General features: G+C 65.5%; 19 protein-coding genes and 4 tRNA genes. 11 read left to right on the forward strand and 12 right to left on the reverse strand.

Features of this window, described 5'->3' with window-relative positions:
- Nucleotides 1-97 precede the first annotated feature (97 nt).
- Nucleotides 98-910 carry an isocitrate lyase/PEP mutase family protein gene (locus ACY65G_RS11475; RefSeq protein WP_464997479.1) on the forward strand — a complete coding sequence of 271 codons (813 nt, stop codon included), beginning with the start codon at nt 98-100 and terminating at the stop codon, nt 908-910.
- Here the strand turns inward: ACY65G_RS11475 and ligD are convergent.
- A complete protein-coding gene (gene ligD, locus ACY65G_RS11480) occupies nt 895-3,678 on the reverse strand; it encodes a DNA ligase D (RefSeq protein WP_464997480.1) in 2,784 nt (927 codons plus the stop codon). The genes ACY65G_RS11475 and ligD overlap by 16 nt on opposite strands.
- A 211-nt stretch (nt 3,679-3,889) precedes the next feature.
- Between ligD and ACY65G_RS11485 the strand changes: the two genes are divergently transcribed.
- Both ACY65G_RS11485 and ACY65G_RS11490 read left to right on the forward strand, forming a co-directional pair.
- Nucleotides 3,890-4,261, forward strand: coding sequence for a hypothetical protein (locus tag ACY65G_RS11485; protein WP_464997481.1), 372 nt, complete (start codon nt 3,890-3,892; stop codon nt 4,259-4,261).
- A 210-nt stretch (nt 4,262-4,471) separates the two neighbouring features.
- Nucleotides 4,472-5,740 carry an MFS family transporter gene (locus ACY65G_RS11490; protein WP_464997482.1) on the forward strand — a complete coding sequence of 423 codons (1,269 nt, stop codon included), beginning with the start codon at nt 4,472-4,474 and terminating at the stop codon, nt 5,738-5,740.
- 7 nt (nt 5,741-5,747) lie between these two features.
- On the opposite strand, the gene bla (ACY65G_RS11495) is transcribed toward ACY65G_RS11490, so the two are convergent.
- The 7 genes from bla (ACY65G_RS11495) to ACY65G_RS11525 all read right to left on the reverse strand — a co-directional run bounded on the left by bla (ACY65G_RS11495) (nt 5,748) and on the right by ACY65G_RS11525 (nt 14,701).
- Entirely contained in the window at nt 5,748-6,599 is an 852-nt protein-coding gene (gene bla, locus ACY65G_RS11495) for a subclass B3 metallo-beta-lactamase (protein WP_464997483.1), read from the reverse strand.
- Nucleotides 6,600-6,689: 90 nt separating this feature from the next.
- Nucleotides 6,690-7,346 carry a purine nucleoside phosphorylase YfiH/LACC1 family protein gene (locus ACY65G_RS11500; RefSeq protein WP_464997484.1) on the reverse strand — a complete coding sequence of 219 codons (657 nt, stop codon included), beginning with the start codon at nt 7,344-7,346 and terminating at the stop codon, nt 6,690-6,692.
- A gap of 146 nt (nt 7,347-7,492) precedes the next feature.
- On the reverse strand, nt 7,493-8,986 hold the full coding sequence (locus tag ACY65G_RS11505) for an efflux transporter outer membrane subunit (RefSeq protein WP_464997485.1): 1,494 nt from the start codon (nt 8,984-8,986) through the stop codon (nt 7,493-7,495).
- Nucleotides 8,987-8,994: 8 nt separating this feature from the next.
- Nucleotides 8,995-12,189: an efflux RND transporter permease subunit gene (locus tag ACY65G_RS11510; protein ID WP_464997486.1), complete on the reverse strand. Its 3,195-nt coding sequence runs from the start codon at nt 12,187-12,189 to the stop codon at nt 8,995-8,997.
- Between the two features lie 33 nt (nt 12,190-12,222).
- A complete protein-coding gene (locus ACY65G_RS11515) occupies nt 12,223-13,440 on the reverse strand; it encodes an efflux RND transporter periplasmic adaptor subunit (protein ID WP_464997487.1) in 1,218 nt (405 codons plus the stop codon).
- A gap of 182 nt (nt 13,441-13,622) precedes the next feature.
- A complete protein-coding gene (locus ACY65G_RS11520; RefSeq protein ID WP_464997488.1) occupies nt 13,623-14,510 on the reverse strand; it encodes an alpha/beta hydrolase in 888 nt (295 codons plus the stop codon).
- On the reverse strand, nt 14,507-14,701 hold the full coding sequence (locus tag ACY65G_RS11525) for a hypothetical protein (protein ID WP_464997489.1): 195 nt from the start codon (nt 14,699-14,701) through the stop codon (nt 14,507-14,509). The genes ACY65G_RS11520 and ACY65G_RS11525 overlap by 4 nt, the downstream gene beginning before the upstream one ends.
- A gap of 193 nt (nt 14,702-14,894) precedes the next feature.
- On the opposite strand from ACY65G_RS11525, the gene ACY65G_RS11530 reads away from it, so the two are divergent.
- From ACY65G_RS11530 to bla (ACY65G_RS11550), 5 genes are all read left to right on the forward strand, one after another.
- Complete coding sequence (locus ACY65G_RS11530) at nt 14,895-15,836, forward strand: LysR family transcriptional regulator (protein ID WP_464997490.1); 942 nt, start codon at nt 14,895-14,897, stop codon at nt 15,834-15,836.
- Complete coding sequence (locus tag ACY65G_RS11535) at nt 15,833-16,810, forward strand: D-2-hydroxyacid dehydrogenase (protein WP_464997491.1); 978 nt, start codon at nt 15,833-15,835, stop codon at nt 16,808-16,810. Before ACY65G_RS11530 ends, ACY65G_RS11535 begins: the two co-directional genes overlap by 4 nt.
- A gap of 145 nt (nt 16,811-16,955) precedes the next feature.
- Nucleotides 16,956-17,930: an OmpA family protein gene (locus tag ACY65G_RS11540; RefSeq protein WP_464997492.1), complete on the forward strand. Its 975-nt coding sequence runs from the start codon at nt 16,956-16,958 to the stop codon at nt 17,928-17,930.
- Nucleotides 17,931-17,946: 16 nt separating this feature from the next.
- The gene (locus tag ACY65G_RS11545) at nt 17,947-18,351 is read left to right on the forward strand and encodes a hypothetical protein (RefSeq protein ID WP_464997493.1); all 405 of its coding nucleotides are present in this window, start codon (nt 17,947-17,949) and stop codon (nt 18,349-18,351) included.
- Between the two features lie 107 nt (nt 18,352-18,458).
- Nucleotides 18,459-19,313, forward strand: coding sequence for a class A beta-lactamase (gene bla / locus ACY65G_RS11550; RefSeq protein ID WP_464997494.1), 855 nt, complete (start codon nt 18,459-18,461; stop codon nt 19,311-19,313).
- A gap of 125 nt (nt 19,314-19,438) precedes the next feature.
- On the opposite strand, the gene ACY65G_RS11555 is transcribed toward bla (ACY65G_RS11550), so the two are convergent.
- From ACY65G_RS11555 to ACY65G_RS11570, 4 genes are all read right to left on the reverse strand, one after another.
- A tRNA-Arg gene (locus ACY65G_RS11555) sits at nt 19,439-19,515 on the reverse strand.
- A gap of 81 nt (nt 19,516-19,596) precedes the next feature.
- Nucleotides 19,597-19,673, reverse strand: a tRNA-Arg gene (locus ACY65G_RS11560).
- A gap of 107 nt (nt 19,674-19,780) precedes the next feature.
- Nucleotides 19,781-19,857, reverse strand: a tRNA-Arg gene (locus ACY65G_RS11565).
- A gap of 116 nt (nt 19,858-19,973) precedes the next feature.
- Nucleotides 19,974-20,050, reverse strand: a tRNA-Arg gene (locus ACY65G_RS11570).
- A gap of 232 nt (nt 20,051-20,282) precedes the next feature.
- Here ACY65G_RS11570 and ACY65G_RS11575 point away from each other — a divergent pair.
- The 3 genes from ACY65G_RS11575 to ACY65G_RS11585 all read left to right on the forward strand — a co-directional run bounded on the left by ACY65G_RS11575 (nt 20,283) and on the right by ACY65G_RS11585 (nt 25,529).
- A complete protein-coding gene (locus ACY65G_RS11575) occupies nt 20,283-21,095 on the forward strand; it encodes a response regulator (protein ID WP_464997495.1) in 813 nt (270 codons plus the stop codon).
- A gap of 164 nt (nt 21,096-21,259) precedes the next feature.
- Complete coding sequence (locus ACY65G_RS11580) at nt 21,260-24,238, forward strand: hybrid sensor histidine kinase/response regulator (protein WP_464997496.1); 2,979 nt, start codon at nt 21,260-21,262, stop codon at nt 24,236-24,238.
- A 292-nt stretch (nt 24,239-24,530) separates the two neighbouring features.
- Nucleotides 24,531-25,529: a diguanylate cyclase domain-containing protein gene (locus tag ACY65G_RS11585; RefSeq protein ID WP_464997497.1), complete on the forward strand. Its 999-nt coding sequence runs from the start codon at nt 24,531-24,533 to the stop codon at nt 25,527-25,529.
- Nucleotides 25,530-25,565: the final 36 nt, after the last annotated feature.

Consider the following 25,565-nt stretch of genomic DNA (forward strand, 5'->3'; position numbering starts at 1 on the left):
GGTGCGTCCACCCATCCCGATGGCGAAGCGTAAATCGGACAACGGCTGCCTGTAACGCCGCATTACTCTTAAAATGATCGATTTGACAAGGAGATCCATGGACACCCTCTTCCACGCACTGCACCGCCAGTCGCAACCGCTGATCCTGACAAACGCCTGGGACGCCGGCAGCGCCCGGCTCATCGCCAGCCTGGGCGCGCAGGCGATCGCCACGACCAGTGCCGGCGTGGCCTGGTCGCTGGGTTACCGGGATGGCGACCAGTTGCCGCTGGACGAGCACGTGGCCTGCGTGCGGCGCATCCGCCGCGTGATCGACGTGCCGCTCAGCGTGGACATCGAAGGCGGCTATTCGGACGATCCGGCGGCCGTTGGCGCCTGCGTGGCGCGCTTCATCGACGCAGGCGCGGTCGGCATCAACCTGCAGGACGGATCGGCGCCGCCGGAGCTGCTGTGCCGGAAGGTGGAGGCGGCGCGCGCTGCGGCGGCACGGGCCGGGGTGAACCTGTACATCAATATCCGCTGCGACGTGTTCGCGCGCCAGCTCGTGCCGGCGGAAGCGCTTGTCGAGGAAACGCTGCGGCGCGCCCGGTGGTACCGGGAGGCTGGAGCGGACGGGCTGTTCCCGCTGGCCGTCACGGACACGGCGCAGATCGCGGCACTGGCCGCCGGCACGGACCTGCTGCTGAACGCGATTGCCTGGCCCGGGCTGGTGCCGGTCGCGGAACTGGCCGCGCTGGGCGTGCGGCGCGTGAGCACCGGCTCGTGGCTGCCGCAAACGCTGTGGGCGCACGCCTCCCGCGTGGCGGGCGGTTTCCTGGCGCATGGCCGGTCGGGCGTGATGGTCGATGAGGCGGAAGCCTACGGCACCATCAACGGATTGCTGCCCGCACCGGATCAGCCGGGCTTGTAGCCCAGCTGCTTCATTGCCTTGGTGATGCTGGCGGCGCTCTTCGCGTAGTCCGCCCATGGTGTGTTGCCGTGGTCGAGCCGCGTATGCGCGGTGGCCACGGTCCAATGGTCGCCCCCCTTCAGGTGTTCGAGCTCGCTCCAGGCCACGGGAACCGAGATGCCCATGCCGGGCCGTGCGCGCGCCGACCAGGCGGCGGCCGTGGTGGCACCGCGGCCATTGCGCAGGTAATCGATGAAGATCTTGCCGACGCGGTTCTTCGGCCCGCTCTTGAACGCGAAGCGGTCCGGCAGCGTGCGCGACATGTGCTCGACGATAAAGCTGGAAAACCCTTTCACCACGTCCCAGCCATGCTGCGGTTTCAGCGGCACCACGACGTGCAGGCCCTTGCCGCCGCTCGTCTTCAGGAATGCCGGCAATCCCAATTCCTCCAGGAAGGCGCGCATCAGCTGCGCCGCTTCCTGGATCTGTTGCCACGACACACCCTGGCCGGGGTCGAGGTCGAATACCATGCGGTTCGGCTTCTCGTAATTCTTTGCGAACGCGTTCTGTGTGTGGAACTCGACCACGTTCCATTGCGCGCACGACAGCAGGCCCTGCACGTTGGGCACTTCGAGCATGGTCGGGTGCTCCGGGTCGAGCTCCTGCGGCAACTGCTTCACGCCGGGCAGCTTGCCCACCTCCGAATGCTTCTGGAAGAACAGCTCGCCACCGACGCCGGACGGCGCCCGCACCAGCGCCAGCGGCCGGCCCTTCAGGTGCTCCAGCATCAGGCCGGACACGAGCGCGTAGTAGCGTACCAGGCCGATCTTCGTCATGCCGCTGGCCGGGTCGATGCACCGGTCGGGGTTCGTGACCTTCAGCGTCGTCGGCAGCTTGCTGTCCACGTCGGAGTCGGCCACGGGATCGGCCTTCGCTGCCCTGCCTGCGCCGGTTGCCTTGGGCTTGGTGGCCTTGGTGGCCTTGGTGGCCTTGGTGGCCGTTGTGGAACGCTTCGCGCCCTTCGGTTCGGATTGGGGTTGCATGACATCCTCCACATGGGTAGCCTGCTCGCGGCGGATGCTCGCCGCCTTCTTGTCGGTGCGCAGGCCATGAAACACGGAATGGCGGATCGAGCCGCTGCCCGTCCACTCGCCGAACGTTACTTCGGCCACGAGCGTGGGCTTGACCCAGTGCGCCTTTTTCTCGATCGCCTTGGTGGGCGCGAAGGGGTTCGTGTCGCTGGCCACCTTCTTCAGCTTGGCGATGATGTCGCGCAGCGATGTGTCGTTGAAGCCGGCGCCCACGTTGCCGGCGTAGTGCAACGTGCCCTCGTCGTCGTAGTACCCCAGCAGCAGCGAGCCGATGCCCACGCGGGAACCCTTCGGATCCGTGTAGCCGCCGATGACGAATTCCTGGCGCTGCGCGCATTTCAGCTTGATCCAGTCGCCCGACCGGCGCGATGTGTACAGCGCGTCGCGCCGCTTGCCGATGATGCCTTCCAGGCCCAGGCGGCAGGCCGCGGCGACGATTTCCTCGGGCGGCGCCGCCAGCTCGGCGGAGAAGCGTACCTTGCCGGTCGTGTCGTCGCCCAGCACCGTGTGCAACAGCTCGCGCCGCTGGGCCAGCGGCACGTCGCGCAGGTCGTGGCCGTCGAGGTACGGCGCGTCGAAAACAAAGAACACGATGTTCTTTGTCTTTTCCCCGTCGAACGCCTGCTGCAGCAGGCCGAAGTTCGGCCGGCCGTTCGCATCGTGGACGACGATCTCGCCGTCGTACCACCCGTCCGGCAGCTGCATCGTTTCCAGCGTGGCGCGCAGCGGTTCGAGCTTGCCGGTCCAGTTATTGCCGTTGCGCGTCCACAGTTCGATCGAGTCGCCTTCGATGCGGGCCAGCAGGCGGTAGCCATCGAACTTCAGTTCGAAGATCCAGTTTCCCGGGTCGGCGGGCGGACCGTCGACCAGCGTGGCCAGTTCGGGCGACAGCGTGGCCGGCAGCTTCACGGTGGCCAGCGGGTCCGTGCTGCCGCGGGCACCGGCCTTCACGGCGGCCTTCCTTGCCGGAGCCTTCGCCGCCGACTTTGTCGCAGGGGCCTTTGCTGCCGTCTTCGCTGTCGCCGTCTTCGCTGCCGCCGTCTTCGCTGTCGCCTTCTTTGCCGCGGCCTTGCGTGCAGGCTTGCCCTGATGCGCCAGCGCGGTGCTTTCCGCTTCCTGTGCCTCGGGAGTCAACGGTTCGGCCGTCGGCATGCCGAGCGCCTTCACGCTGTCGGGCATCTCATCGATGACGGAAAACTCGGCGGCGGACCGCACGTAGTCGTCTTTTTCCTTGATCAGCAGCCACGGCTCCTGCTTTTCGCCGGACCGCCGCATGCGCACCAGCACCCAGCGGCCGTGCATCTTGTGGCCGCGCAGCTCGAACTTCAGGTTACCGTCGCGGTAGCCCTTGCGCGGGTCGCCGATCGGGTGCCACGTGCCCTTGTCCCAGATGATCACCTTGCCGGCGCCATACTGTTTTTCCGGGATCGTGCCCTCGAAATCGTTGTAGGAGATCGGGTGGTCTTCCACATGCACGGCCATGCGCTTGTCGTGGCTGTCGTAGCTGGGGCCCTTCGGCACGGCCCAGCTCTTCATGGTGCCGTCGAGTTCGAGGCGGAAGTCGTAGTGCAGGCGCGTGGCCCAGTGCTTCTGGATCACGAATGTCAGCGCTTCCTGCCCTTCTTCACCGCCTTCGGCCGGTTCGGGCGTGATCGTGAAGTTGCGCTTGGCCTTGTAGAGTTTGAGGGCGTCGGTCATGGCGCTACTCTAGGCCGACCGGCGCGGGACGTTCGGTACGTTGAATAACAAAAGCGCGGTGGAAGGCCCTGACTTGTAACAGATGTAAAGACAGTCAACCCATGCGGGGAGGCTGGCGTTTTCTGCCCAGTGACACCGATGTGCAGCGTGTCATAGCGATGAGTTGGACCAAGTTGGATTACTACGCAAGACAACCGAAAAGGACTTCGCCATGAAAAAAGCAATCGTTACCCAAGTCGCCGCCACCCTGATCGCGGGCCTGTTCGCCGGCGCCGCAATGGCCCAGTCCACCGCACCGGCTACGTCGCCGGCCGCCGCAGCGCACGCCGAAGCGGCGCATGCAAAAGAAGCGGCGAAAGAACAGAAGGAAGTCGCCAAGGCCGATGCCAAGGCGGCCAAGGAAACGGCGAAGGCCGACGCCAAGGTCGCGAAGGAAAAGGCCGAGGCGAAGAAGGACGTTGCCGAAGCCAAGGCGGATGCCAAGGAAAAAAAGGCCAAGGCCACTGAAAAAGCCGCCAAGGCAAAGGCCGAAGCCAGGGAAGATGCGCATGACAGCCTGACGCACGCCCCGCAAACGAAGTGATAACCGTAGCTACTCTCAGAGCATATAACGGCGTATAACCGCGTCACAGCACGCACCAGAGCACATAACAATACCGGCTCCCTTGCCCGCGCCACGTGCGCGGGTTTTTTTTGCCCTCCCGTTCTCCAGGGTACGGCCTCCGCCAATCGGGCGCGCTTCCTCCCGATGCGACCGCTATCATGACAACCGTTTGTTGAACCAGGTTTGATCATGAGCGACCACAAAATCCACAACCCCATCGTAGCCATCGTCGGTGCCTCGTCCGGCAACCTCGTCGAGTGGTACGACTTCTATGCGTATTCGTTCACGTCGCTGTACTTCGCCGCGGCGTTCTTCCCGAAAGGCGACGCCACGTCGCAGCTGCTCAACACCGCCGGCATCTTTGCCGTGGGCTTCTTCATGCGCCCGCTCGGCGGCTGGCTGTTCGGGCGCATCGCCGACCGGCTGGGCCGGCGCACGTCGATGATGGCCTCCGTGCTGCTGATGTGCTTCGGCTCCCTGATGGTGGGCCTGCTGCCCACCTATGCCAGCATCGGCTACTGGGCGCCGTTCCTGTTGCTGCTGGCGCGGCTGATCCAGGGCCTGTCGGTGGGCGGCGAGTACGGCACCAGCGCCACCTACATGAGCGAGGTGGCGGTATCCGGCAAGCGCGGCTTCTATGCCTCGTTCCAGTACGTGACGCTGATCGGCGGCCAGCTGCTCGCCACGCTCGTGCTAGTCGCGCTGCTGCAATTCCTCACGCCCGACGAGATGCGGGCCTGGGGCTGGCGCATCCCGTTCTTCATCGGCGCCGCCGCCGCGCTGGTGGCGCTGTTCCTGCGGCGCGCCCTGGTGGAAACGGCGACCGAGGCAAGCAAGAGCGAAAAGGCCGGCACCATCCGCGGCGTGCTGGAACACCCGCGCGCGCTGTTGACGGTGCTGGGCTACACGGCCGGCGGCTCGCTGGCGTTCTACACGTACACCACGTACATGCAGAAATACCTCGTCAACACGGCGCACATGAATGCCGAGACGGCCACGCTGGTGATGACGGCCGTGCTGTTCTGCTTCATGCTGATCCAGCCCGCCTTCGGCGCGCTGTCGGACCGGATCGGCCGGCGCACGATGATGATCATCTTCGGCTCGCTGACGACGCTCGCCACGGTACCGCTGCTGACGGCCATCGGGCAGGTGCAGTCGCCGGTGCAGGCCTTCGCCCTCGTGCTGGCGGCGCTGGTGTGCGTGAGCTTCTACACGTCGATCAGCGGCATCGTCAAGGCCGAGATGTTCCCGCCGGAGATCCGCGCGCTGGCCGTCGGCCTGTCGTACGCCATCGGCAACGCCGCCTTTGGCGGCACCGCCGAATACGTGGCCCTGCTGTTCAAGTCGCAGGGGCACGAGAGCGCGTTCTTCTGGTATGTGGCCATTATCTGCGCGATCGCGCTGGCCGCGTCGTGGATCATGCCGGACTCGCGCCGGCATGGCTACCTGAAGGCTTGAGGGCCGGCTACAACGGCGCTTCTTCCTTCAGCTGTTTGGCCAGCCGCTTGCTGCCCAGGTCTGCATAGTTGCGGCACGCGTCGGGATCGATGAAGGCCGCGTTGCCGAGCTGCGCGGCCTTTTCCTTGCGCTCCCAGAGCCCGGCGAATTCCGGGTGGGCGGAAACCAGCACGTCGCATTTGAACGCGGCGACCTTCGCGATCGACGCTTCGAGCTGCGCCTTCGCTTCCGGCCATCGCTTGTCGCCGCCAAAGCGGAAGCCGTTCACGCCGAACGCGTTCAGGCTGTCGGCATAGACCATGTTCGCCGTGCGGCCGTTCTCGACCGATTGCCACGTCCACGACAGGCCGCCCGGCGTGTGGCCCGGCGTGTCGTGCGCGGTAATCGCCAGCGGGCCGAGCGTGATCACTTCGCCGTCGCGTACCGCGCGCGTCTTCGCGACAGGGACCATGTCGAACAGGCTGCCATATTGGGGGTCCGCCGGGGCGGGCTTGCCGCTGGCCAGCACTTTCGCGCTCTTCACGCTGCCGACGACGGTGGCCCCCGTCATCTCCTGCAGCGCGGCGGCGCCGCCCACGTGGTCGTGATGCTCGTGCGAGGTGAGGATGTACTTCACGTCCTCGACCTTGAAGCCGAGCTTGCGGATGCTGGCCGCGATCGCCGCAGGCGATTTCGGCGTCCCGGCATCGATGAGGATGTGGCCGGCGGGCGACGTGACCAGCACGGCGCCGACGCCATGCGGGCCGACGTAATACGAATTGCCGTACAGGGCGAACGGCTCCTGCGGTGCATCCCAGTCGGCGGCGTGCGCCGGCACTGCCATGGCAAGCAATGCTGCGGCGATGAAGGTCTTCTGCATGGTATTTCCCGTTGGTGGTGATTGGACGGGAACCATTCTAGGTGCCGGCTGTTCGCCAGGCCATCGCTGCCAACCCGCAGAGCGGGGAATTCATCCCACGATGACCAGGCCGGCGTGCTGCTGCGAGTTGCGGTCGCCGCGCCGATAGCTGCGGAAGACCAGGTTGCCGGCGCCATCGCGCGCGCAACAGGTGCAGCCGCCCACTTGGTCGATCGCCGTGATCCCCGCCTGGCGCAGCTGGTGATCGGCGACCACGCGCAGGTCCAGATGGCGGTGGCGCGGCAGCAGTTCCCCGGCCGGGATGGCCTCGAACTGCTGCGCGAACCGCTGCGCCAGGTCTTCGCTCACTTCATAGCACGCCGCGCAGATCGTCGGCCCCACCGCCGCCACCCAGCCCTCCCCCGCTCCCAGCTCATCGAGCACCCGCGGAACGATGCCGTCGGCAAGCCCGCGCCATCCCGCGTGCACCGCCGCGACATGGCCGCCATCGCGGCGCGCCAGCAGCAGCGGCACGCAGTCGGCCGTGATGACCGACACCGGCATGCCCGGCTGTTCCGTATGGAAAGCATCCGCCTCGCCCACGCGCTGGCGCTCTTCGACGATCCGCACCGCCCGCGTGCCGTGCACCTGCTTCTTTTGCGGGCGCAGCTCCCAGACCGGCTGCAAGACCCGCGGCACGAGTTCGGCCTGCGTCCCGAAACCATGGATGACATTAGGAATACTGCTGAGCAATGCGCTGGTGATCACGAGGCCTCCTGGCGTTTCGACCGCCGCATGATAGCGAAGAAATATTGCCTGGTGTTTTGTGGTCGTGGCGTTTGCCAGCTCGGGAGTGCGGATAAAAAAACGGCGGCCCGGGGTGGGGGCCGCCGTGAAGGACAACGCTAAGGGTCTTAGTTGCTCGCTTGCGCGCTGTTGACGGGCGTGTCCCAGCCGCCGCCGAGGGCGCGGATCAGGGCGACCGTGGTGATGGCGCGGTCGCCGCGCAGTTGCACGGCGGTGCGTTCGACGGCGGCGAGGTTGCGCTGGGCGTCCAGCAGCTCCAGGTAGCTGGAGCGGCCGGCGTCGTACAGCTTCTGCGCCAGGTCGGCCGAGCGGCGGGCGGAGACAACGGCGTCGTCGATCTGTGCCGTCTGGCCGGACAGGATGCGCAAGCCGGCCAGGTTGTCTTCCACTTCGGCGAACGCGGTCAGCACGGTCTGCCGGTACGTACCGACGGATTCCTCCAGCACCGCCTCGCTGCGGGTGATGTTGGCGCGGTTGCGGCCGCCGTCGATGACGGGCATCGACAGCAGCGCGCCCAGCAGCCAGGAGCGGCTGGACCAGCGGAACACGTCGGCAAATGCCGGGCCCACGCCGCCGCCGTCAGCACTGATGGTCAGCGCCGGGAACATCGCCGAGCGGGCCACGCCGATGCGGGCGTTCGACGCCTCCATCGCGCGCTGGGCGGCGGCGATGTCCGGCCGGCGCTCGAGCAGCGACGATGGCAGGCCGCCCGGGATGGCCGGCAGTGCGCCAACGTCGGACAGCGGATTGACGCCGGCGGCGAACGATGCCGCCGGGCGGCCCAGCAGCACGGCCAGCGCATGCTCGGCGTTCGTGCGCTGCCGCTGCAGGCCGATCGCCTCGGCGCGCGACGTGGCCAGTTCCGTCTTGGCGCGCGACAGATCGAACTCGCCGATGTCGCCCAGGTCGAAGCGGCGCTGGTTGACCTTGACGTTCTCTTCGCGCAGCCGGACCGTCTGGTCCAGGGTTACCAGTTCGGCGTCCGTGGCGCGCAGCCGGAACCAGGTCTGGGCCACGTCGGCCTGCAGCGCCAGCAGCACGGAGCGGTAATTCGCTTCGACCGTTGCCGCGTCATTGCGCGCCGCCGCCACGTTCGACGACACGCGGCCGAACAGGTCCACTTCATAGCTGGCCGTCAACCGGGCACTGTAGTTCGTCGACGGCGCCACGTCCGTTCCCTGCGGCAGGCCGGACTCCCGCGGCGACAGGCGGCCACGGTTCGCACCGACGCCCACGCCCACCTGCGGAATGCGGTCCGCTTCGGCGATCCCGGCGATGGCCCTGGCCTGCTTGACGCGGGCGGCGGCCACGGCCAGGTTGGCGTTGCTGCGCGTGGCCTCGGCCATCAGTTCATTGAGGCCCGCGTCGTTGAAGGCCAGCCACCACTCGCCGCGCGGCTGCTGCTCGGCCGGCTGCGCCTCCTTCCAGCGCGTGCCGTCGGCGGCCACTTTCACAGCATCGGCAGGCTGCGCTGCGGACTGGGTTTCCTTGAACGCCACCGGCACGTCGACGGCGGGCTGCTTGAATTCCGGCGCGGCGCAGGCGGTCAAGACCAGGGCTGCCACCAGCGGGGCCAGGCCCCGCGCAGTCAATTTGGTCATCAGGTTGTTCATCCGTGGGTTCCTTCCATTTTCACCAGCGATACGCCTTCTTCGTGGACCGGCGTGTTTTTCTTTTCCATGCGCTTGGCCAGCGTGCGCAGCAGCACGTAGAACACCGGCGTGAGGAACAGGCCGAAGAACGTGACGCCCAGCATGCCGGCAAACACGGCGACACCCATCGCATGGCGCATCTCGGCGCCCGCGCCACTGGAGAACACCAGCGGCAGCACGCCCATGATGAATGCGATCGACGTCATGAGGATGGGGCGCAGACGCAGGCGGCAAGCCTCCAGTGCGGCGTCGACGACGCTGCGCCCGTGATCTTCCAGCTCCCGCGCAAATTCCACGATCAGGATCGCGTTCTTCGACGCGAGACCGACCAGCACGAACAGCGCGATCTGGGTAAAGATGTTGTTGTCGCCCCCGGTCAGCTTCACCCCCACCAGGGCGCACAGGATCGACATCGGCACGATCAGGATCACGGCCAGCGGCAGCGTCCAGCTTTCGTACTGCGCGGCGAGCACGAGGAACACGAGCAGCACGCACAGGGGGAACACATAGATCATCGTGTTGCCGGCGATGATGTCCTGGTACGTCAGGTCGGTCCATTCATAAGCGATCCCCTTCGGCAGCGTGTCACGCAGGATCTCGTCCATGATCGCCTGCGCCTGGCCGGACGACACGCCCGCTGCCGGGCCGCCGTTCAGGTCAGCCGCCACGTAGTTGTTGTAGCGCTGCACGCGGTCCGGGCCATACGTATCCTTCACGCGCATCAGCGACGACAGCGGGATCATCTCGCCCTTGTCGTTCTTCACCTTCAGCTGCGCGATCTGCTCGGGCTGCGAACGGAACTGCGCGTCGGCCTGCACGCGCACCTGGTAGGTGCGGCCGAACTGGTTGAAGTCGTTCACGTACAGCGAGCCGAGGTTGATCTGCAAGGTCTGGTAGATCGTCTGCAGCGGCACGCCCAGCTGCTTGGCTTTTACGCGGTCGACGTCGGCGAACAGTTGCGGCACGTTGATCTGGTAGCCGGAGAATACGCCCTGCAGCCGCGGTTCCTGCGCCGCCTTGGCCTGCACGGCCTGCACCGCCTTGAACAGCTCGTCGTAGCCCAGGTTGCCCCGGTCTTCGATCATCAGCTTGAAGCCGCCCGTGGTACCCAGGCCATTGACCGGCGGCGGCGGCAGCACCATCACGAACGCATCCTGCACGGCGCCCATGCGCTTGTTCATCTCGCCGGCGATCGCCTCGGCGGACAGCGACTTGTCCTTGCGCTTGTCGAACGGCTCCAGTCCCAGGAACACGATGCCCGCGTTCGGTGCGTTGGTGAAGCCGTTGATCGACAGGCCCGGGAACGAGATCGAGTTTTCCACGCCGGGGATGTCTTCCGCGATCTTCGACATCTTGCGGATCACTTCATCGGTGCGGTCCAGCGAGGCGGCGTCCGGCAATTGCGCGAAACCGATCAGGTACTGCTTGTCCTGCGCCGGCACGAAGCCCGGCGGCACGGCCTTGAACATGAACAGGCCGGCGGCACCCAGCAGCGCGTACACGACCAGCGACGCGCCCTTGTGGCGCAGCACGCCCTTCACGCCATGCTCGTACTTGTGGGCGGACTTGTTGAAGAACTTGTTGAACACGCGGAAGAAACCGCCGAATACCTTGTCCATGCCACGCGTCAGCACGTCCTTCGGTTCATGGTGGCCCTTCAGCAGCGCGGCGGACAAAGCCGGCGCCAGCGTCAGCGACGAGAACGCGGAGATCACGGTCGAAATGGCGATGGTCAGCGCGAACTGGCGGTAGAACTGGCCCGTCAGCCCGGACACGAACGCGATCGGCACGAACACGGCGCACAGCACCAGCGCGATCGCGATGATGGGGCCAGACACTTCCTTCATGGCCTGGATCGTCGCATCGCGCGGGGTCAGGCCGTTCTCGATATTGCGCTCGACGTTTTCCACCACCACGATCGCATCGTCGACCACGATGCCGATCGCCAGCACGAGGCCGAACAGCGACAGCGTGTTGATCGAGAAGCCGAACATCATCATCACGGCGAAGGTACCCACCACCGAGACCGGCACGGCCAGCAGCGGAATGATGGAGGCGCGCCACGTCTGCAGGAAGATGATCACCACCAGGGCAACCAGGATCACCGCCTCGATCAGCGTGTGGATCACGGAGTCGATCGACTCGCGCACGAACTGGGTCGGGTCGTACACGATGCTGTATTCGACGCCTTCCGGGAAATCTTTCGACAGCCGTTCCATCGTTGCCCGCACGTCCGTTGACAGTTGCAGCGCATTGGCGTTGGGTGCCTCGAAGATGGGGATCGCCACTGCCGACTTGTTGTTCAGCAGCGAACGCAGCGCATAGGAGTTCGAGCCCATTTCCAGGCGTGCCAGGTCCGACAGGCGCGTGACGGCGCCGTCGGCATTGGTCTTGACGACGATGTCGCCGAATTCCTCGACCGTCGACAGGCGGCCCTGCGTCTTCACGGTGAGCTGGAAGTCGGCATCCTTGGACGGGCCCTGGCCGATGACGCCGGCCGCCACCTGCACGTTCTGCTCGCGGACCGCATCGACGACGTCGCCCGCGGTCAGGCCGCGCGCCGCCACCTTTTGCGGATCGAGCCAGATGCGCATCGCGTAGTCGCCGGAGCCGAACAGCTGCACGTCGCCCATGCCCTTGATGCGGGCCAGCTGGTCCTTGATGTTCAGCACCGCGTAATTGCGCAGGTACAGGTCGTCGTAACGGCCATCCGGCGAATTCAGGTGGACCACCATCGTCAGGTTCGGCGACGACTTGACGGTGGTCACGCCGATCTGGCGCACCTCTTCCGGCAGGCGCGGCAGCGCACGCTGCACGCGGTTTTGCACGGCCGTCTCGGCCTGCTCGACGTTGGTGCCGATCGCGAAGGTCACGGTCAGCTGCAGGGCGCCGTCGCTGGTGTTCTGCGACGACATGTACAGCATGTTTTCAACGCCGTTGATCTGTTCCTCGAGCGGTGCGGCCACCGTTTCGGCGATGATCTTCGGATCCGCGCCCGGATACTGGGCACGCACCACGACGGAAGGCGGGACCACGTCCGGGTATTCGGAGATGGGCAGCTTGAAGATGGAAATCAGGCCGGCGACGAACACGATGATCGACAGCACGGCCGCGAAGATCGGTTTGTCGACGAAAAAGCGTGAGAAGTTCATGGCTATTCCTTGTTCTTGTGCGAGGGTCGACGCTTACAGCGCGGCGACGTCGGCGCCCTTCTTGTTTTCCTGGGCCTTGGCCACCGTGGCATCCATCGGCACGATCTGTGGCGACACGGGTGCACCGGGGCGCACGCGCTGCAGGCCGTTGACGACGATCTTTTCGTTGGGCTTCAGGCCTTCCTTCACCACGCGCAGGCCATCGATGGTCGGCCCCAGTTTCACGGCGCGGTACTCGGCCTTGTTGTCGGCACCGATCACGAACACGAACTTGCGGTTCTGGTCCGTGCCCACGGCGCGGTCGTTGATCAGCACCGCGTTGCTGGCCGCGTTGCCGCCACCCAGCTGCACGCGGGCGAACAGGCCCGGCACCAGGGCGCGGTCCTTGTTGTCGAAGGTGGCGCGCATGCGCACGGAGCCCGTCTGCGTGTCGAGCTGGTTGTCGACGAATTCCAGCTTGCCTTCGTGCGGGAAGCCTTCCTCGTTGGCCAGGCCCACCTTCACCACGACCGGCTCGCCCTTGTGGTTTTGCGTGCCCACGCGCAGGTAGGTGTCTTCGTCGCCATCGAAGCTCGCGTAGATCTTGTCGAGCGAAACGACGGAGGTCAGCACCGCCGACGCGTCCACCAGGTTGCCCAATGTGATTTCGGCTTTCGAGACGCGGCCATTGATCGGCGACGTGACCTTCGTGTACGACAGGTTCAGCTTTGCCGCCGCATACTGGGCCTGTGCCGCGCGGGCGGCCGCCTCCAGTTCCTTCTGGCCCGATGCGCGCTCATCGAACTCGCGCTGCGCAATGGCCTTGTCGGCCAGCAGCTTCTCGGCGCGGGTCAGTTCCAGGCGGGCGAGTTCGGCGCGGGCGCGGGCCGAGTTGGCCGCCGCTTCGGCGCGGTCCGCCTCGGCCTGGTACGGGCGGGGGTCGATCACGAACAGCACGTCGCCCTTCTTCACTTCGCTGCCCGGCTTGAAGTTCACCTCGGTGATGAAGCCGGACACGCGCGAGCGGATGTCCACATGGTCGATCGCTTCGAGCCGGCCGGAAAATTCCTGCGTTTCCGTGATCTGCTTTTCGATGACGAGCGCCGCGGAAATGGGCGGGCCGCCGGCGGCCGGTGCGGATGCCTCGGCAGCCTTGCTGTTGGCATCTTCGCAGCCGGCCAGCGTGACGGCAACGCCGGCCGCAGCCAGGGCCATGACGACCCTGGCAAGTGCCGGCCGCGTCCATGATGACAGTGGATTCGTGTTTTTCATTGTTAACCCCTTTTTGTATGAAAAATATTAATAACCTAGCGTTGCCGATTTTCACTCGCCTAGTTCGAGAGAAAAAGCGGTGCCACCACGCCTCATGGGCGCGTTTTACTTTTGGTTACAGGAAATCGGTCGTTCGACTATATCGCCAGCCTGACGATAAGTAAACGTTTTTATTTATTTATCTAAGAGGCTGGTGGGGGCTCCACCCCATCGGCGCCGCGAATGAACGCGACAATTTCGGTCAGTGCAAAGACGCAGGCACAATCGTTGCGCCCACCGGGTTGTTCGAGCGGCGCGGGGGGCAGGCGTTTCACCGTGGTGGTGATGCCGCACTTGATGAGTTTTGCCCCGTATTGTTCAGCTTCGTCGCGTAACGGGTCGTCCTCGGCGGACAGGATCAACGCCGGCGGCAGGTTCTTCAGGCGCGACGATTGCAGCGGCGATGCATACGGATGGCTGCGGTCGGCCGCGTTCGGCAGGTAGCCGCGGTAACCGGCCGCGCAGGTATCGGCCACCTTGTCGATGACGGCCGCCTTGTCGCGGCACACCGGCACTTCGCGCATCGAGCACGTGGACAATGCCGGATCGAGCATCGGCATGATGAGCACCTGGCCGGCCAGCGGCGGTCCGCCGCGGTCGCGCGACATCAGCGACACCACGGCCGCCAGGTTCGCACCGGCCTCGATACCGGCCACGACGAGGCGCTTGCCGTTCCACGACAGCTTCGACTTGTTCTTCTTCGCCCACAACAGGAGCGCGTGCGCATCCTCGACGGCGGCGGGGAACGGTTTCACGCAGGCCAGCGTGTAGCCGGCCGACAAGGCCACCTGGCTGCGGTCGCCGCTGACGAGGTGCGACAGGAAATCGTCCGCCTCGTCGATCGAGCCGCCCACGAAGCCGCCGCCATGGAAAAACACCACGAGCGTTTCACGCTTCGCGCTGGCGGCGCCGGCCAGGTAGAGCCGCGCCGGGAGTGGCCCTTCGGCACCCTGCACTTCCAGGTCGCGCAGCACGATATCGTCCGCCACCGGCGCGACTTGCTGCAGCGCGTTGTGCTGCGAGCCACTCATCGGGAGGCTCCGCGTGGCGCTTCGGCCAGCAGCGGATCATGCGCGGTCGCACGCACTTCCGCCATCAGCGCATGCAGGCCGCGCGCCTCGGTACCCGCCGCCTGCGAGTAGGCATCCGTGCTGACGATGCCGGCCATGGCCAGCGCATACAGCGCCAGGGCCACGATGATGAGAAGGTTGCGCAGTTCCATGATTGCTTTCCTTGCTGAGACTGCCAGTGGCAGCGTTTCTATGATGCAGTGCAGTAATCATAGGCTTGATCTACAATCTGATAAATACGGCAATGACGAATTGATTGTTCATGGATCCGAACAATGACAGGTTCGTGACGGAACAGCACTCCGGATCTTGCCGTGCAATGACGGGGCACAGGTGGAGGGTGGAATGAACAAACTACAGGCGATGGAAGTTTTCGTGCAGGTCGTGGATGCGGGCGGCTTTTCGCGTGCAGCCGACCTGATGCAGTTGCCGAAAGCCACGGTGTCCACCCTGATCCAGCAGCTCGAAGCGTCACTTTCAGTTAAATTGCTGCACCGGACCACGCGCCAGGTCAGCGTCACGGCCGATGGCGCGGCCTATTACGAGCGCTGCCTGCGCATCCTGTCCGACGTGAAGGATGCCGAGGAGTCGCTGTCGCGCACCCGCCTGTCGCCAAGCGGCCGGCTGCGGGTGGAATCGCCGACCGGCCTGGCTGGCGAGGTCCTCGTGCCCGCCCTGCCCGCGTTCTTCGAGCGCTATCCGGACATCCAGCTGGAACTGGGGAGCTCGGACCGCCCCGTGGACCTGATCGAGGAAGGTGTCGACTGCGCCGTGCGCGGTGGCGCGCTGGGCGATTCCACGCTGATCGCGCGGCGCATCGGCATCGTCAACTTCGTCACCTGCGCGGCCCCCTCGTACATCGCGAAGTACGGCACACCGCAGCATCCGCGCGACCTGGAACGGCACCGCTGCGTGAACTATTTTTCCGCCAAGACTGGCAAGATCTACGACTGGGATTTCACGAAGGATGGCGAGCGCATCCAGGTGCCGATGCCCGGCGTGATCGCGCTGAACGACTCGAACGCCTACGTGCAGGCGGGGCTGGCCGGCCTGGGCGTCATCCAGATGACGGATTACCTGCTGCTGCAGCACGTGCGCGAAGGCCGCATGGTGCAGGTGCTGCCCGACTGGACCACCGACGCGCTGCCGATCCACATCGTCTACCCGCAGAACCGCCACCTGTCCGCGAAGGTGCGCGTGTTCGTCGAATGGGTCGCCGAACTGTTTGCCAACCACCCGGGCATGCGCCTGCGCACGCCCCACCAATCATTACCGGAGGCTGCTTGAATTCCGACCGACACACCGTCACCCACCACATCGTTTTCCTCGACCGCGACAGCGTGATCGCCAATGTGCGCCGCCCGGCCTTCGACCATACGTGGACCGAATACCCCGCCACCACGGCCGCGCAAGCGGGCGAACGGCTGCAGCACGCCACGATCGCGATCACGAACAAGGTGCCGCTGCGTGCCGACACGCTGGCCCGGCTGCCGAACCTCAAGTTGATCGCGGTGGCCGCCACCGGCACCGACATCGTCGACCTGCAGGCCGCACGCGAACGCGGCATCGTGGTATCGAACATCCGCGACTACGCGTATGCGGCGGTGCCCGAACACACCTTCGCGCTGATCCTCGCACTGCGCCGCAACCTGGTGGCCTACCGCGCCGACGTGGAAGCGGGCAAGTGGGAAACGGCGCCGCGCTTCTGCCTGTTCGACCACCCGATCCGCGACCTGCACGGCAGCCGCCTCGGCCTGTTCGGCTATGGCGCCCTGGGCCGGAAAGTGGCGCAGATCGGCAGGGCGTTCGGCATGGAGATCGCCGTGCACACGCGCACGCCGGTGCCGGATGCCGACGTGGTGAACGTGACCTTCGACGAACTGCTGGCGACGTCCGACGTGCTGTCGCTGCACGCGCCGCTGTCGGATGCGACGCGCAACCTGATCGGCGCGGCGGAACTGGCGCGCATGAAGCGGACGGCCCTGCTGGTCAATACGGCCCGCGGCGGCCTTGTCGATGAAGCGGCGCTGGCCGCCGCGCTGGAGCGGGGCACGATCGCCGGCGCGGGGTTCGACGTGCTCACGCAGGAACCGCCGCCCGCCGACAATGCGCTGTTAAAGCTGCGGCTGCCGAATTTCATCCTCACGCCGCATAACGCCTGGGCCAGCCACGAAGCGATGCAGGGGCTTGCCGACCAGTTGATCGGCAATATCGAAGCCTTCGTGGAGGGGGCACCGGTCAATATGGTGAATGCAAGGTGAACTGATTACGGATGAGTGGCTTGCATATCGCTATGAAATCCAGAGAATACCTGCACAAAGCAATGCCTATTGCAAAGTTGCATTTTATGCATTTTTTAGGTTTTTTTGCTTATAATGCGGGACTTTCATTCCCGATATTCCGGCCATGAGCTTGCGTAAATCCGCGTTTCTCTCCCTTTCCCTTGCCGCCGTATTATCTTTCCCACTCGCCCAGGCGCACGGCGCGGCGACGGCCAAGGCCGCCACGGCGGCCGCATCTGCCTTCAATTCCGACAGCGTGCCGGTCAGCACGAAGCCGCTGCCCGCCTTTCCATACCTGGACTGGCCGGAAAAGCTGGCCGAACGCGAACGCCGCGGCAAGACCGAGGATTTCGACCGGGCCTGGTTTGTCGCGGGTAATGCCCGGCATGCGGCCGAGGGCCGCGTGTCGCGTCGTTGGTATTATCTTTCGAGAGCCGGTTTATCCCAGCTGGCCGCCACGCGCAATTATGAGCATGCGCTGAAGGAACTTGGCGCCGTGCGCGTCGATACGGTCAAACCTTACAGCAAGGAGTTCCCGGCGGAGAATGCAGCGGAACGAACAAAGTTCATCCGGAAGGAATTCGGCGTCTATGGCGCAAATACCGAGTATTCCACCTGGCTGATCCGTACGCCGGAAAAGCGGATCTGGTTCGGCCTGACGACCACGGACCAGAAGGTGGAACTGACCACGCTGGAAGAAAAGCAGATGGAACAGTCGATCGCGCTGACGAAAGCCGATGAAATGAAGGCGGCCCTCGACAAGCAGGGCTTCATTGCGCTGTACATCAATTTCGACACCGACAAGGCGGCGCTGCGCGACGATGGCAAGCCGGCCGTCGAAGAAATCGTGCGGCTGCTGAGGAACAATCCCGGCCTGAAGATTTCCGTCGAGGGCCACACGGACAACAGCGGCGATGCGAAACGCAACAAGGCGCTGTCCGAGCAGCGCGCCGCGACGATCGTGACTGCGCTGAAGGGCGCGGGCATCGAGGCGGCGCGATTGAAATCGGCCGGCTTCGGCGCCGACAAGCCGATCGCCGACAACCGTACCAAAGATGGCCGCGCGCGCAACCGGCGCGTGGAACTCGTCAAACTCTGATCAGCAAGGACTTTACATGACTCACCGCTACTGGATCGCCGCGCCGCTGCTGGCCGCCGCGTTTACCGCCTCGGCCGCGCCGCAGGTTACCGACCTGAACAAGCTGCAATTCAACACCGTGCAGCAAAAGAAGAACGTGACCGTCAATATCCTGAATGCGGCGATCGGCGATATCGGCGACACGGGCGGGCTGAACGGCCTGCAAGGCGCCACCACCGACTTCCAGGGCAAGCGCCTGCCGCTGTACGTGCTGTTCGCGCCGTCCGTCGACGAGGCACAATACGAACACCTGGCCGAGAAGCAGGGCCGCATCGAAGGCAGCCTGCAATGCGCCCTGGTGCGCGTCGGCAGCAGCCCGCAGTTCCCGCTCATCAAGATGGGCGTGCTGGCCCAGGACTGCACCGTCAGGAAGCTGCAGTAGCCAGTCCCGGTGGGATGAAATGCCCGGCCGGCGTGACAGCCGGCCATGGTGCCCACCATGCCGGCGCACCTACAATGCTCCCGACACTTTCCACCATCGAGAGCCTCATGACCATCACCCGCCGTACCCTGCTGGCCGCCGCCGCCACCCTTCCCTTCGCTTCACTGCCGGTCCGCGCGGCCACGACGGGCTTTGCCGCCATCGAAGGCGACCTGAAGGGCCGCCTCGGCGTGGCCATTATCGACACCGCCACCGGCAAGAGCGCCGGCAACCGCCTCGATGAACGCTTCCCCATGTGCAGCACGTTCAAGGCGATCCTTGCCGCCCAGGCACTGCACCGCGACGCGCGCGAGCCGGGTTTCATCGAACGGCGCCTGCGTTACGCGGAGGCAGATCTGGTGAGCCATTCGCCCGTCACGGGCAAGCACGTCGACACGGGCATGACGGTGGCCGAGCTGTGCGCGGCCACGGTGCAATACAGCGACAATACCGCCGCCAACGCGCTGATGAAGGAACTGGGCGGCCCGGCCGGCCTGACGGCGTTCGCGCGCAGCCTTGGCGACAGTGCGTTCCGGCTGGATCGCTGGGAAACGGCGCTCAACAGCGCCATCCCGGGCGACGAGCGGGATACGACCACGCCGCGGGCGATGGCCCGCTTGCTGCAAAAACTGGTGGTGGGCGATGCGCTGCCGGCACCGCAGCGCCAGCGGCTGAAGGACTGGCTGCTGGGGAATACGACCGGCGGCAATCGCATCCGCGCCGCGGCGCCGGCGGGCTGGCAGGTGGGCGACAAGACGGGAACCGGCGCCTACGGTGTCACCAACGATATCGGCATCGTGTATCCGCCGGGCCGGGCGCCGCTGGTGGTGGTGGTCTTCACGCACCAGGAGGGAAAAGATGCCGATGCGCGCGAGGATGTCGTGGCGGCTGCGGCAAGGGCAGCCATCCAGGCAGCAGCCTAGCCTTCGACAGTGGCAGGCGGCTCGTCCGAGGCGGGCCGCCATCGCAAAAGGACAGAGAAGCGGACACGGAAGCGGACATGGAAACGAAAAAAGGGACCGGATTTCTCCGGTCCCTTCTTCACTTCTGGTGCGGCTGGCAGGAATCGAACCCACGACCCCTTGGTTCGTAGCCAAGTACTCTATCCAGCTGAGCTACAGCCGCAAAAACCTCCATCGACCCGGATCACTCCGGGGGTACGACAACTGCTACCGAAAAGCCGGATCGCTCCGACTCTCGATTTACTGGTGCGGCTGGCAGGAATCGAACCCACGACCCCTTGGTTCGTAGCCAAGTACTCTATCCAGCTGAGCTACAGCCGCAAAACTCTTCAACAACTTCAACTGCTTCAACTGCTTCAACTGCTGGGAGGCGACCCTCGCATGCAGATTTCGACATGCTCCGACGGACTTCCATCCATCGGTAAAACTGGTGCGGCTGGCAGGAATCGAACCCACGACCCCTTGGTTCGTAGCCAAGTACTCTATCCAGCTGAGCTACAGCCGCAAAAACTTGTCACAGACACTGTATAACAAGCAGCGCAATGTCGAGCGCACGCCTGTCATCCAAGACTGCTTCTTACTTTACTGCTCCCGCCGCCTTCCGGCTGCGGTACGAAAATCTGGTGCGGCTGGCAGGAATCGAACCCACGACCCCTTGGTTCGTAGCCAAGTACTCTATCCAGCTGAGCTACAGCCGCAATCAACAGCGTTCGGCATTTTACAGTATTGATTACGGTTTGGAAAGCTTGATGTTTCATCTCGTTTTCCGCCGCAGCGATACTGCCTTCCGCCGCCCTTCGTGGTGTTCGTTGCGAAGGAGGCAGGATTATAGGGACAAGCCTCCTGCTTGTCCAGCGTCAAAGTGCTGGCATCGCCTCCTGTATGGTGTAGCATGCATCCACCTTATCTACACAACAATGGAGACCCTGCATGAGTGTGCCTGCGATGAACAGCCTGTCCACGCTGGAGGCCGACTGGACGCGTACCGACGTGGGCCATCCGGACGGCTGGCCGCTGCCCCTGCGCGTGGCCGCCGACCTCATGCTGAACTCGCCCCTGCCCACGCTGGTCATGTGGGAGCGCCGGCAGGTCATGCTGCTCAACGCCGCGTACACGGCATTGTCCGGCCTGCCCACGCAACCGCCCGGCGGCCGCATCCCGGCGATGCAGCCTTCGGCGTGGAGCTGGAACGCGGCCGCGCTGGAGCGGGCCTGGCAGGGCGAATCGCTGGTATTCACGGGCCAGGTCCTGCAGATGTGGCGCGCCGACGGCGTCAGCGAACAGCGCTTCGACCTGTACTACACGCCGCTGCGCGACGGCGACGGCACGGTGCTGGGTATCGTATGCACGCTGGCGCCGCCCAGCGCGACGGTTGCCCCGGCGGCCGCGCGCGCGCTGAAGATGCTGGTGGTCGAGGACAATCTCGATGCGCAATACCTCGTCTGCGAAATGCTGCGTGCGATCGGCCACGAAGTCGAGGCGGTGGCCGACGGCGAGCGCGCACTGCAGTACCTGGAAGGCACCGCATACGACGTGCTGTTCACCGACGTGAGCCTGCCCGGCATTTCCGGCGTGGAGGTGGCGCGCCACGCCGTGGCCCGGCGGCCGGGCCTGCACGTGATCTTCGCGTCCGGCTACAGCGACACGCTGACGCAGCAGCTCGACTTCCGGGCCGAGGCGATCCAGAAGCCCTACGATATCGAGCAACTGCAAGCCATCCTGGATCGGATTCCGCGCGCCTGACATACCGTGCCGTTCAGTCAACGGTGCGAGCGTGACGCGCCGCGCAGCGCTACAATCCGCAGCGGCAGCCGCACCGGCAGCCGGCAAAACCAATCGTCCTGAACCGTCCATCAATGATTCTTTCCAACGGGGCTATCCCTCCTGAAGCAGACCCGCTGCGCGCCATGCTGGAAGCAAGGGAAGCGTTGCGCCGCGCGCGCGCCTGGACGGGAGATGTTCTGGACAGTATCGCCGACGGCCTGGCGATCGTGGACGAGGCATGGACGATCACCTGGATCAATGCGCGTGCCGCCGGCTTGCTGGGCAGCGACGGCGTGGGCCGTGAAAACGGCGCCGCCAGCCTCGCCGGGCGCGAACTGTGGCAGGCCTTCCCCGCCCTGCCCGGCACCGCGCTGGAGGCACGGCTGCGCCAGGCCATGGCCGATCGCGCGGGCGCAACCTTCGAGCTGTTCCATGCACCCTGCCAGCGCTGGCTCGAGGTGCGGGCCTGTCCCTCGGCACAAGGCCTGACATGCATGCTGCTCGATATCGACGCGCGCAAGCGCGATGAACGGGCGCTGCGCGAGAACAGCAACCGGCTGCAGGTGGCGATGGCGGCGGGCCGGCTGGGCGAATGGACCTGGGACGCCGCCACCGACGTCGTCACGCTGGGCCGCCGGGCCGCCGAGATCTTCGACCTGCCGGAAGGAACGCCGATCGCGTGGCACGCGCTGCAGGAGCGGATCGCGCCGGAAGACCGCGCCGCGGCGCGCCAGGTCTTCGTCGACGCCTACGTGGCGCACCGCGACTTCGACATCGAATGCCGCATCCGGGCCCGTAATGGCGTTGGCGGCGACGGCGGGGAACGGCGCTGGCTGTCCGTGGTCGGCCATGGCAACTACGGCGATGGCGACCGCCTGCTCGGCATGACCGGCATGGTGCAGGACATCAGCGCGCGCCGCGCCGCCGAGGAAGCGCTGAAGGACAGCGAAGCGCAATTGCGCGCGCTGGCCGATTCGATCCCGCAGCTGGCCTGGATCGCCCACCACGACGGCCGCATGACGTGGTACAACCGCCGCTGGATCGAATACACGGGCCTGGCGAGCGACGACCTGCGCGGCGAAGGCTGGCGCCAGGTCTACGATCCCGAGTGCATCCCGGCGATGACGCAGCATTGGAAGGGCTCGATCGAATCGGGCCAGCCGTTCGAAATGGAATTCCCGATCCGCGGCGCGGATGGCCAGTACCGCTGGTTCCTGACCCGCGCCAACCCGGTGCGCGACGCCGAGGGCCGCACGCTGCGCTGGTTCGGCACCAGTACCGACGTCGACCAGGTCAAGCGCGCCCAGGAAGCGCTGCGCGACGAGACGGCCGTGCTGGAACTGCTGAACAGCACCGGCAACGCGTTGTCCCGGCATCGCGACCTGCAACCACTGCTGCAGGAAGTGACCGATGCGGCCACGCGGATCAGCGGGGCCCGCTTCGGCGCCTTCTTCTACCACAGGAATCGGGAGCATTCGCGCGAAGATGCGCGCCATGCCGCGCCGGATAGCGGGGCTGGGCAGGATGGCAGCGACGATGCGCTGACACCCTACACGCTCGCCGGCCGCCCACCGTCGTCCTTCGGCGAACTGGCGCGTGCGCATGCCGCGGCCCTGTTCGGCGACACGCTGCGCGGCAGCACGATCACCCGCTGCAGCGACCTGCTGCGCCAGCCCGGATGCGAGCCCGCGCTGCCGGCCGGGCACGCGGGCGCGCTGCGCAGCTACCTGGCAGCGCCGGTGATGTCGCGCGATGGCAGCGTCATCGGCACGCTGCTGTTCGGCCACCCGGAGCCGGGCATGTTCAGCGAGCGCACGGAGCGCATCATCGGCGGCATCGCGGCCCAGGCCGGCGTGGCGATCGACAATGCACGGCTGAACGAAGCGGCACGCCGCGCCGCCGAGGAGCGCATCGCGCTGCTCGACAGCGAACGCAACGCCCGCGCCGAGGCCGAACGCACGAGCCAGATGAAAGATGAATTCCTCGCCACGCTGTCGCACGAACTGCGCACGCCGCTGACGGCGATCCTCGGCTGGTCGCAGATCCTGCGGCGCGGCGGACGGGGCGAGTCCGACATGGAAAAAGGCCTGCAGACGATCGAGCGCAACGCGCGCGCCCAGGCCCAGCTGATCGAGGACCTGCTCGACATGAGCCGCATCATGTCGGGCAAGGTGCTGCTCGATATCGAAGCCGTGGCGCCGGCGACGGTCATCGATGCCGCCATCGAAACCGTGCGCCCGGCCGCCGCGGCCCGGCATATCCGCATCGAACGCGATTTCCAGCCGTGCGGCATGGTGGCGGCGGACCAGAGCCGCCTGCAGCAGGTGGTGTGGAACCTGCTGTCCAACGCGATCAAGTTCACGCCGCAGGATGGCACCGTGCGCGTGAGCGTGCGCGAGGCCGACGGGCAGGCGGAAATCGTCGTGGCCGATACCGGCATCGGCATCGGCGCCGGCTTCCTGGCCCACGTGTTCGAACATTTCCGCCAGGCCGACGCGTCCTCCACGCGCCGGCATGGCGGGCTTGGCCTGGGACTGTCGATCGTCCGGCATCTGATCGAGCAGCACGGTGGCGCCGTGATGGCGGACAGCGCCGGCGAAGGCCGCGGCGCCACGTTTACCGTGCGGCTGCCGCTGGCGGCCCGCGTGCCCGGTGCGGAGCGAACGCCCCGCCCGGCCCTGCCCGATGGCGCACCGCGCGCAGCCGTGGCAGACGATTTGCGCGACCTGGGCGGATTGCGTGTATTGATCGTCGACGACGAACCGGACACGCGCGAGCTGATCAAGCGGGTTTTATCGGATTGCAACGCCGAAGTCGTGACCGCCGACAGCGCCCCCGCCGCGTTGTCACTGCTGCCGCGCTGGCATCCCGACCTGCTGCTGTCCGATATCGGCATGCCGGAAATGGATGGCTTCGAGCTGCTGGCCAAGGTGCGCGCCCTTGGACCGGAGTCCGGCGGCAACGTGCCGGCCATCGCCCTGACCGCGTTTGCCCGCACGGAAGACCGGCTGCGCACCCTTGCCGCCGGCTTCTCCGACCACATCGCCAAGCCCGTCGAGGCACCCGAGCTGGTCGCCGCCGTCGCGCTGGCGGCCGCCCGGCGCCGCGCCCAGCCCTCTTGAGTCATATCTGTTTTTCGCATATACACTACTGAAGTGTGTGCATGCTACACATTTGCGTAAGAAAATACTCGATGCGTATTAATTAATTTATAATTGGGAAAAAGTGTCCTACTGCATGACGCGGCAATGTCCTACAAGAAACTTGTCAGCGGTTTGCTACACTCGAAGTGCTGAAAATTCTTCATCAGGAGAAGATTTTTCCTTTACGTGCGCCGCAGCAAATTCTTCGGCGCTACACTGAGTATTCCGCCCCGGCCTTGAATCCGCCGGGGCACAGTATGCGAGACCAATTATGCCCAGCCCGGATGAGATCCTGAATGCCAAGATTCTGGTCGTGGACGACTGCGCCGACAACGTCGATCTGATGCTCGAGATCTTGCGTGAAGCCGGCTACGCGAACGTCACGGCCACCATGCTGCCCGACCAGGTTTGCTCCCTGCACCGGCAGCATAACTACGATCTGATCCTGCTGGATCTGCAGATGCCCGGCCTGAACGGATTCCAGGTGATGAAGGGCCTGAAGGAAATCGAACAGGAAGGCTACCTGCCCGTGCTGGCGCTGACAGCCCAGCCGAGCTTCAAGATCGCCGCGCTCGAAGCGGGCGCCCGCGATTTCATCAGCAAGCCGTTCGACCTGCTCGAAGTACACAAGCGCATCCATAACATGCTGGAAGTGCGCCTGCTGTACAAGGAACTGGCCCAGTACAGCAAGCGCCAGCAGGAACTGGCCCTGCACGACCCGCTCACGGGCCTGCCGAACCGCCGCCTGCTGGAAGACCGCATCGAAACCACGTTCCAGCACGCGCTGCGCAACCAGCGCAAGGCGGCCGTGATGTACCTGGACCTGGACGGCTTCAAGCCCATCAACGATACCCATGGCCACGCCTATGGCGACGAGATCCTGAAGCTGGTGGCCCAACGACTGGTCGGCTCCTCGCGCAAGGAAGACACCGTGGCGCGCGTGGGCGGCGACGAGTTCGTGATCGTGCTGGGCGATGTGAGCGGTTTGAACGATGCACGCGAGCCGGCGTCGAAGCTGATCGAAGTGGTGTCCGAACCCTATGTCGTCAACGGCGTCACGCTGCGGCTGTCCACGTCGATCGGCATTGCGCTGTTCCCCGACGATGCGGAGTCCGTGGGCGACCTGATCCATGCTGCCGACAATGCCCTGTACGACGCGAAACGCTCGGGCAAGAACCGCTTCTGCTCGGCGCCGGGCAGCACCGCACTGGCGACAGCCGCCGCGGCGGCGATGCCGCACCAGCTCAAGAGCGTTGCAACGACGGTCTGACGCTGATCCGATCGTCCCGCGCTCGACCGTCTCGTA

It is taken from the genome of Pseudoduganella sp. jia 12 (assembly GCF_055502675.1).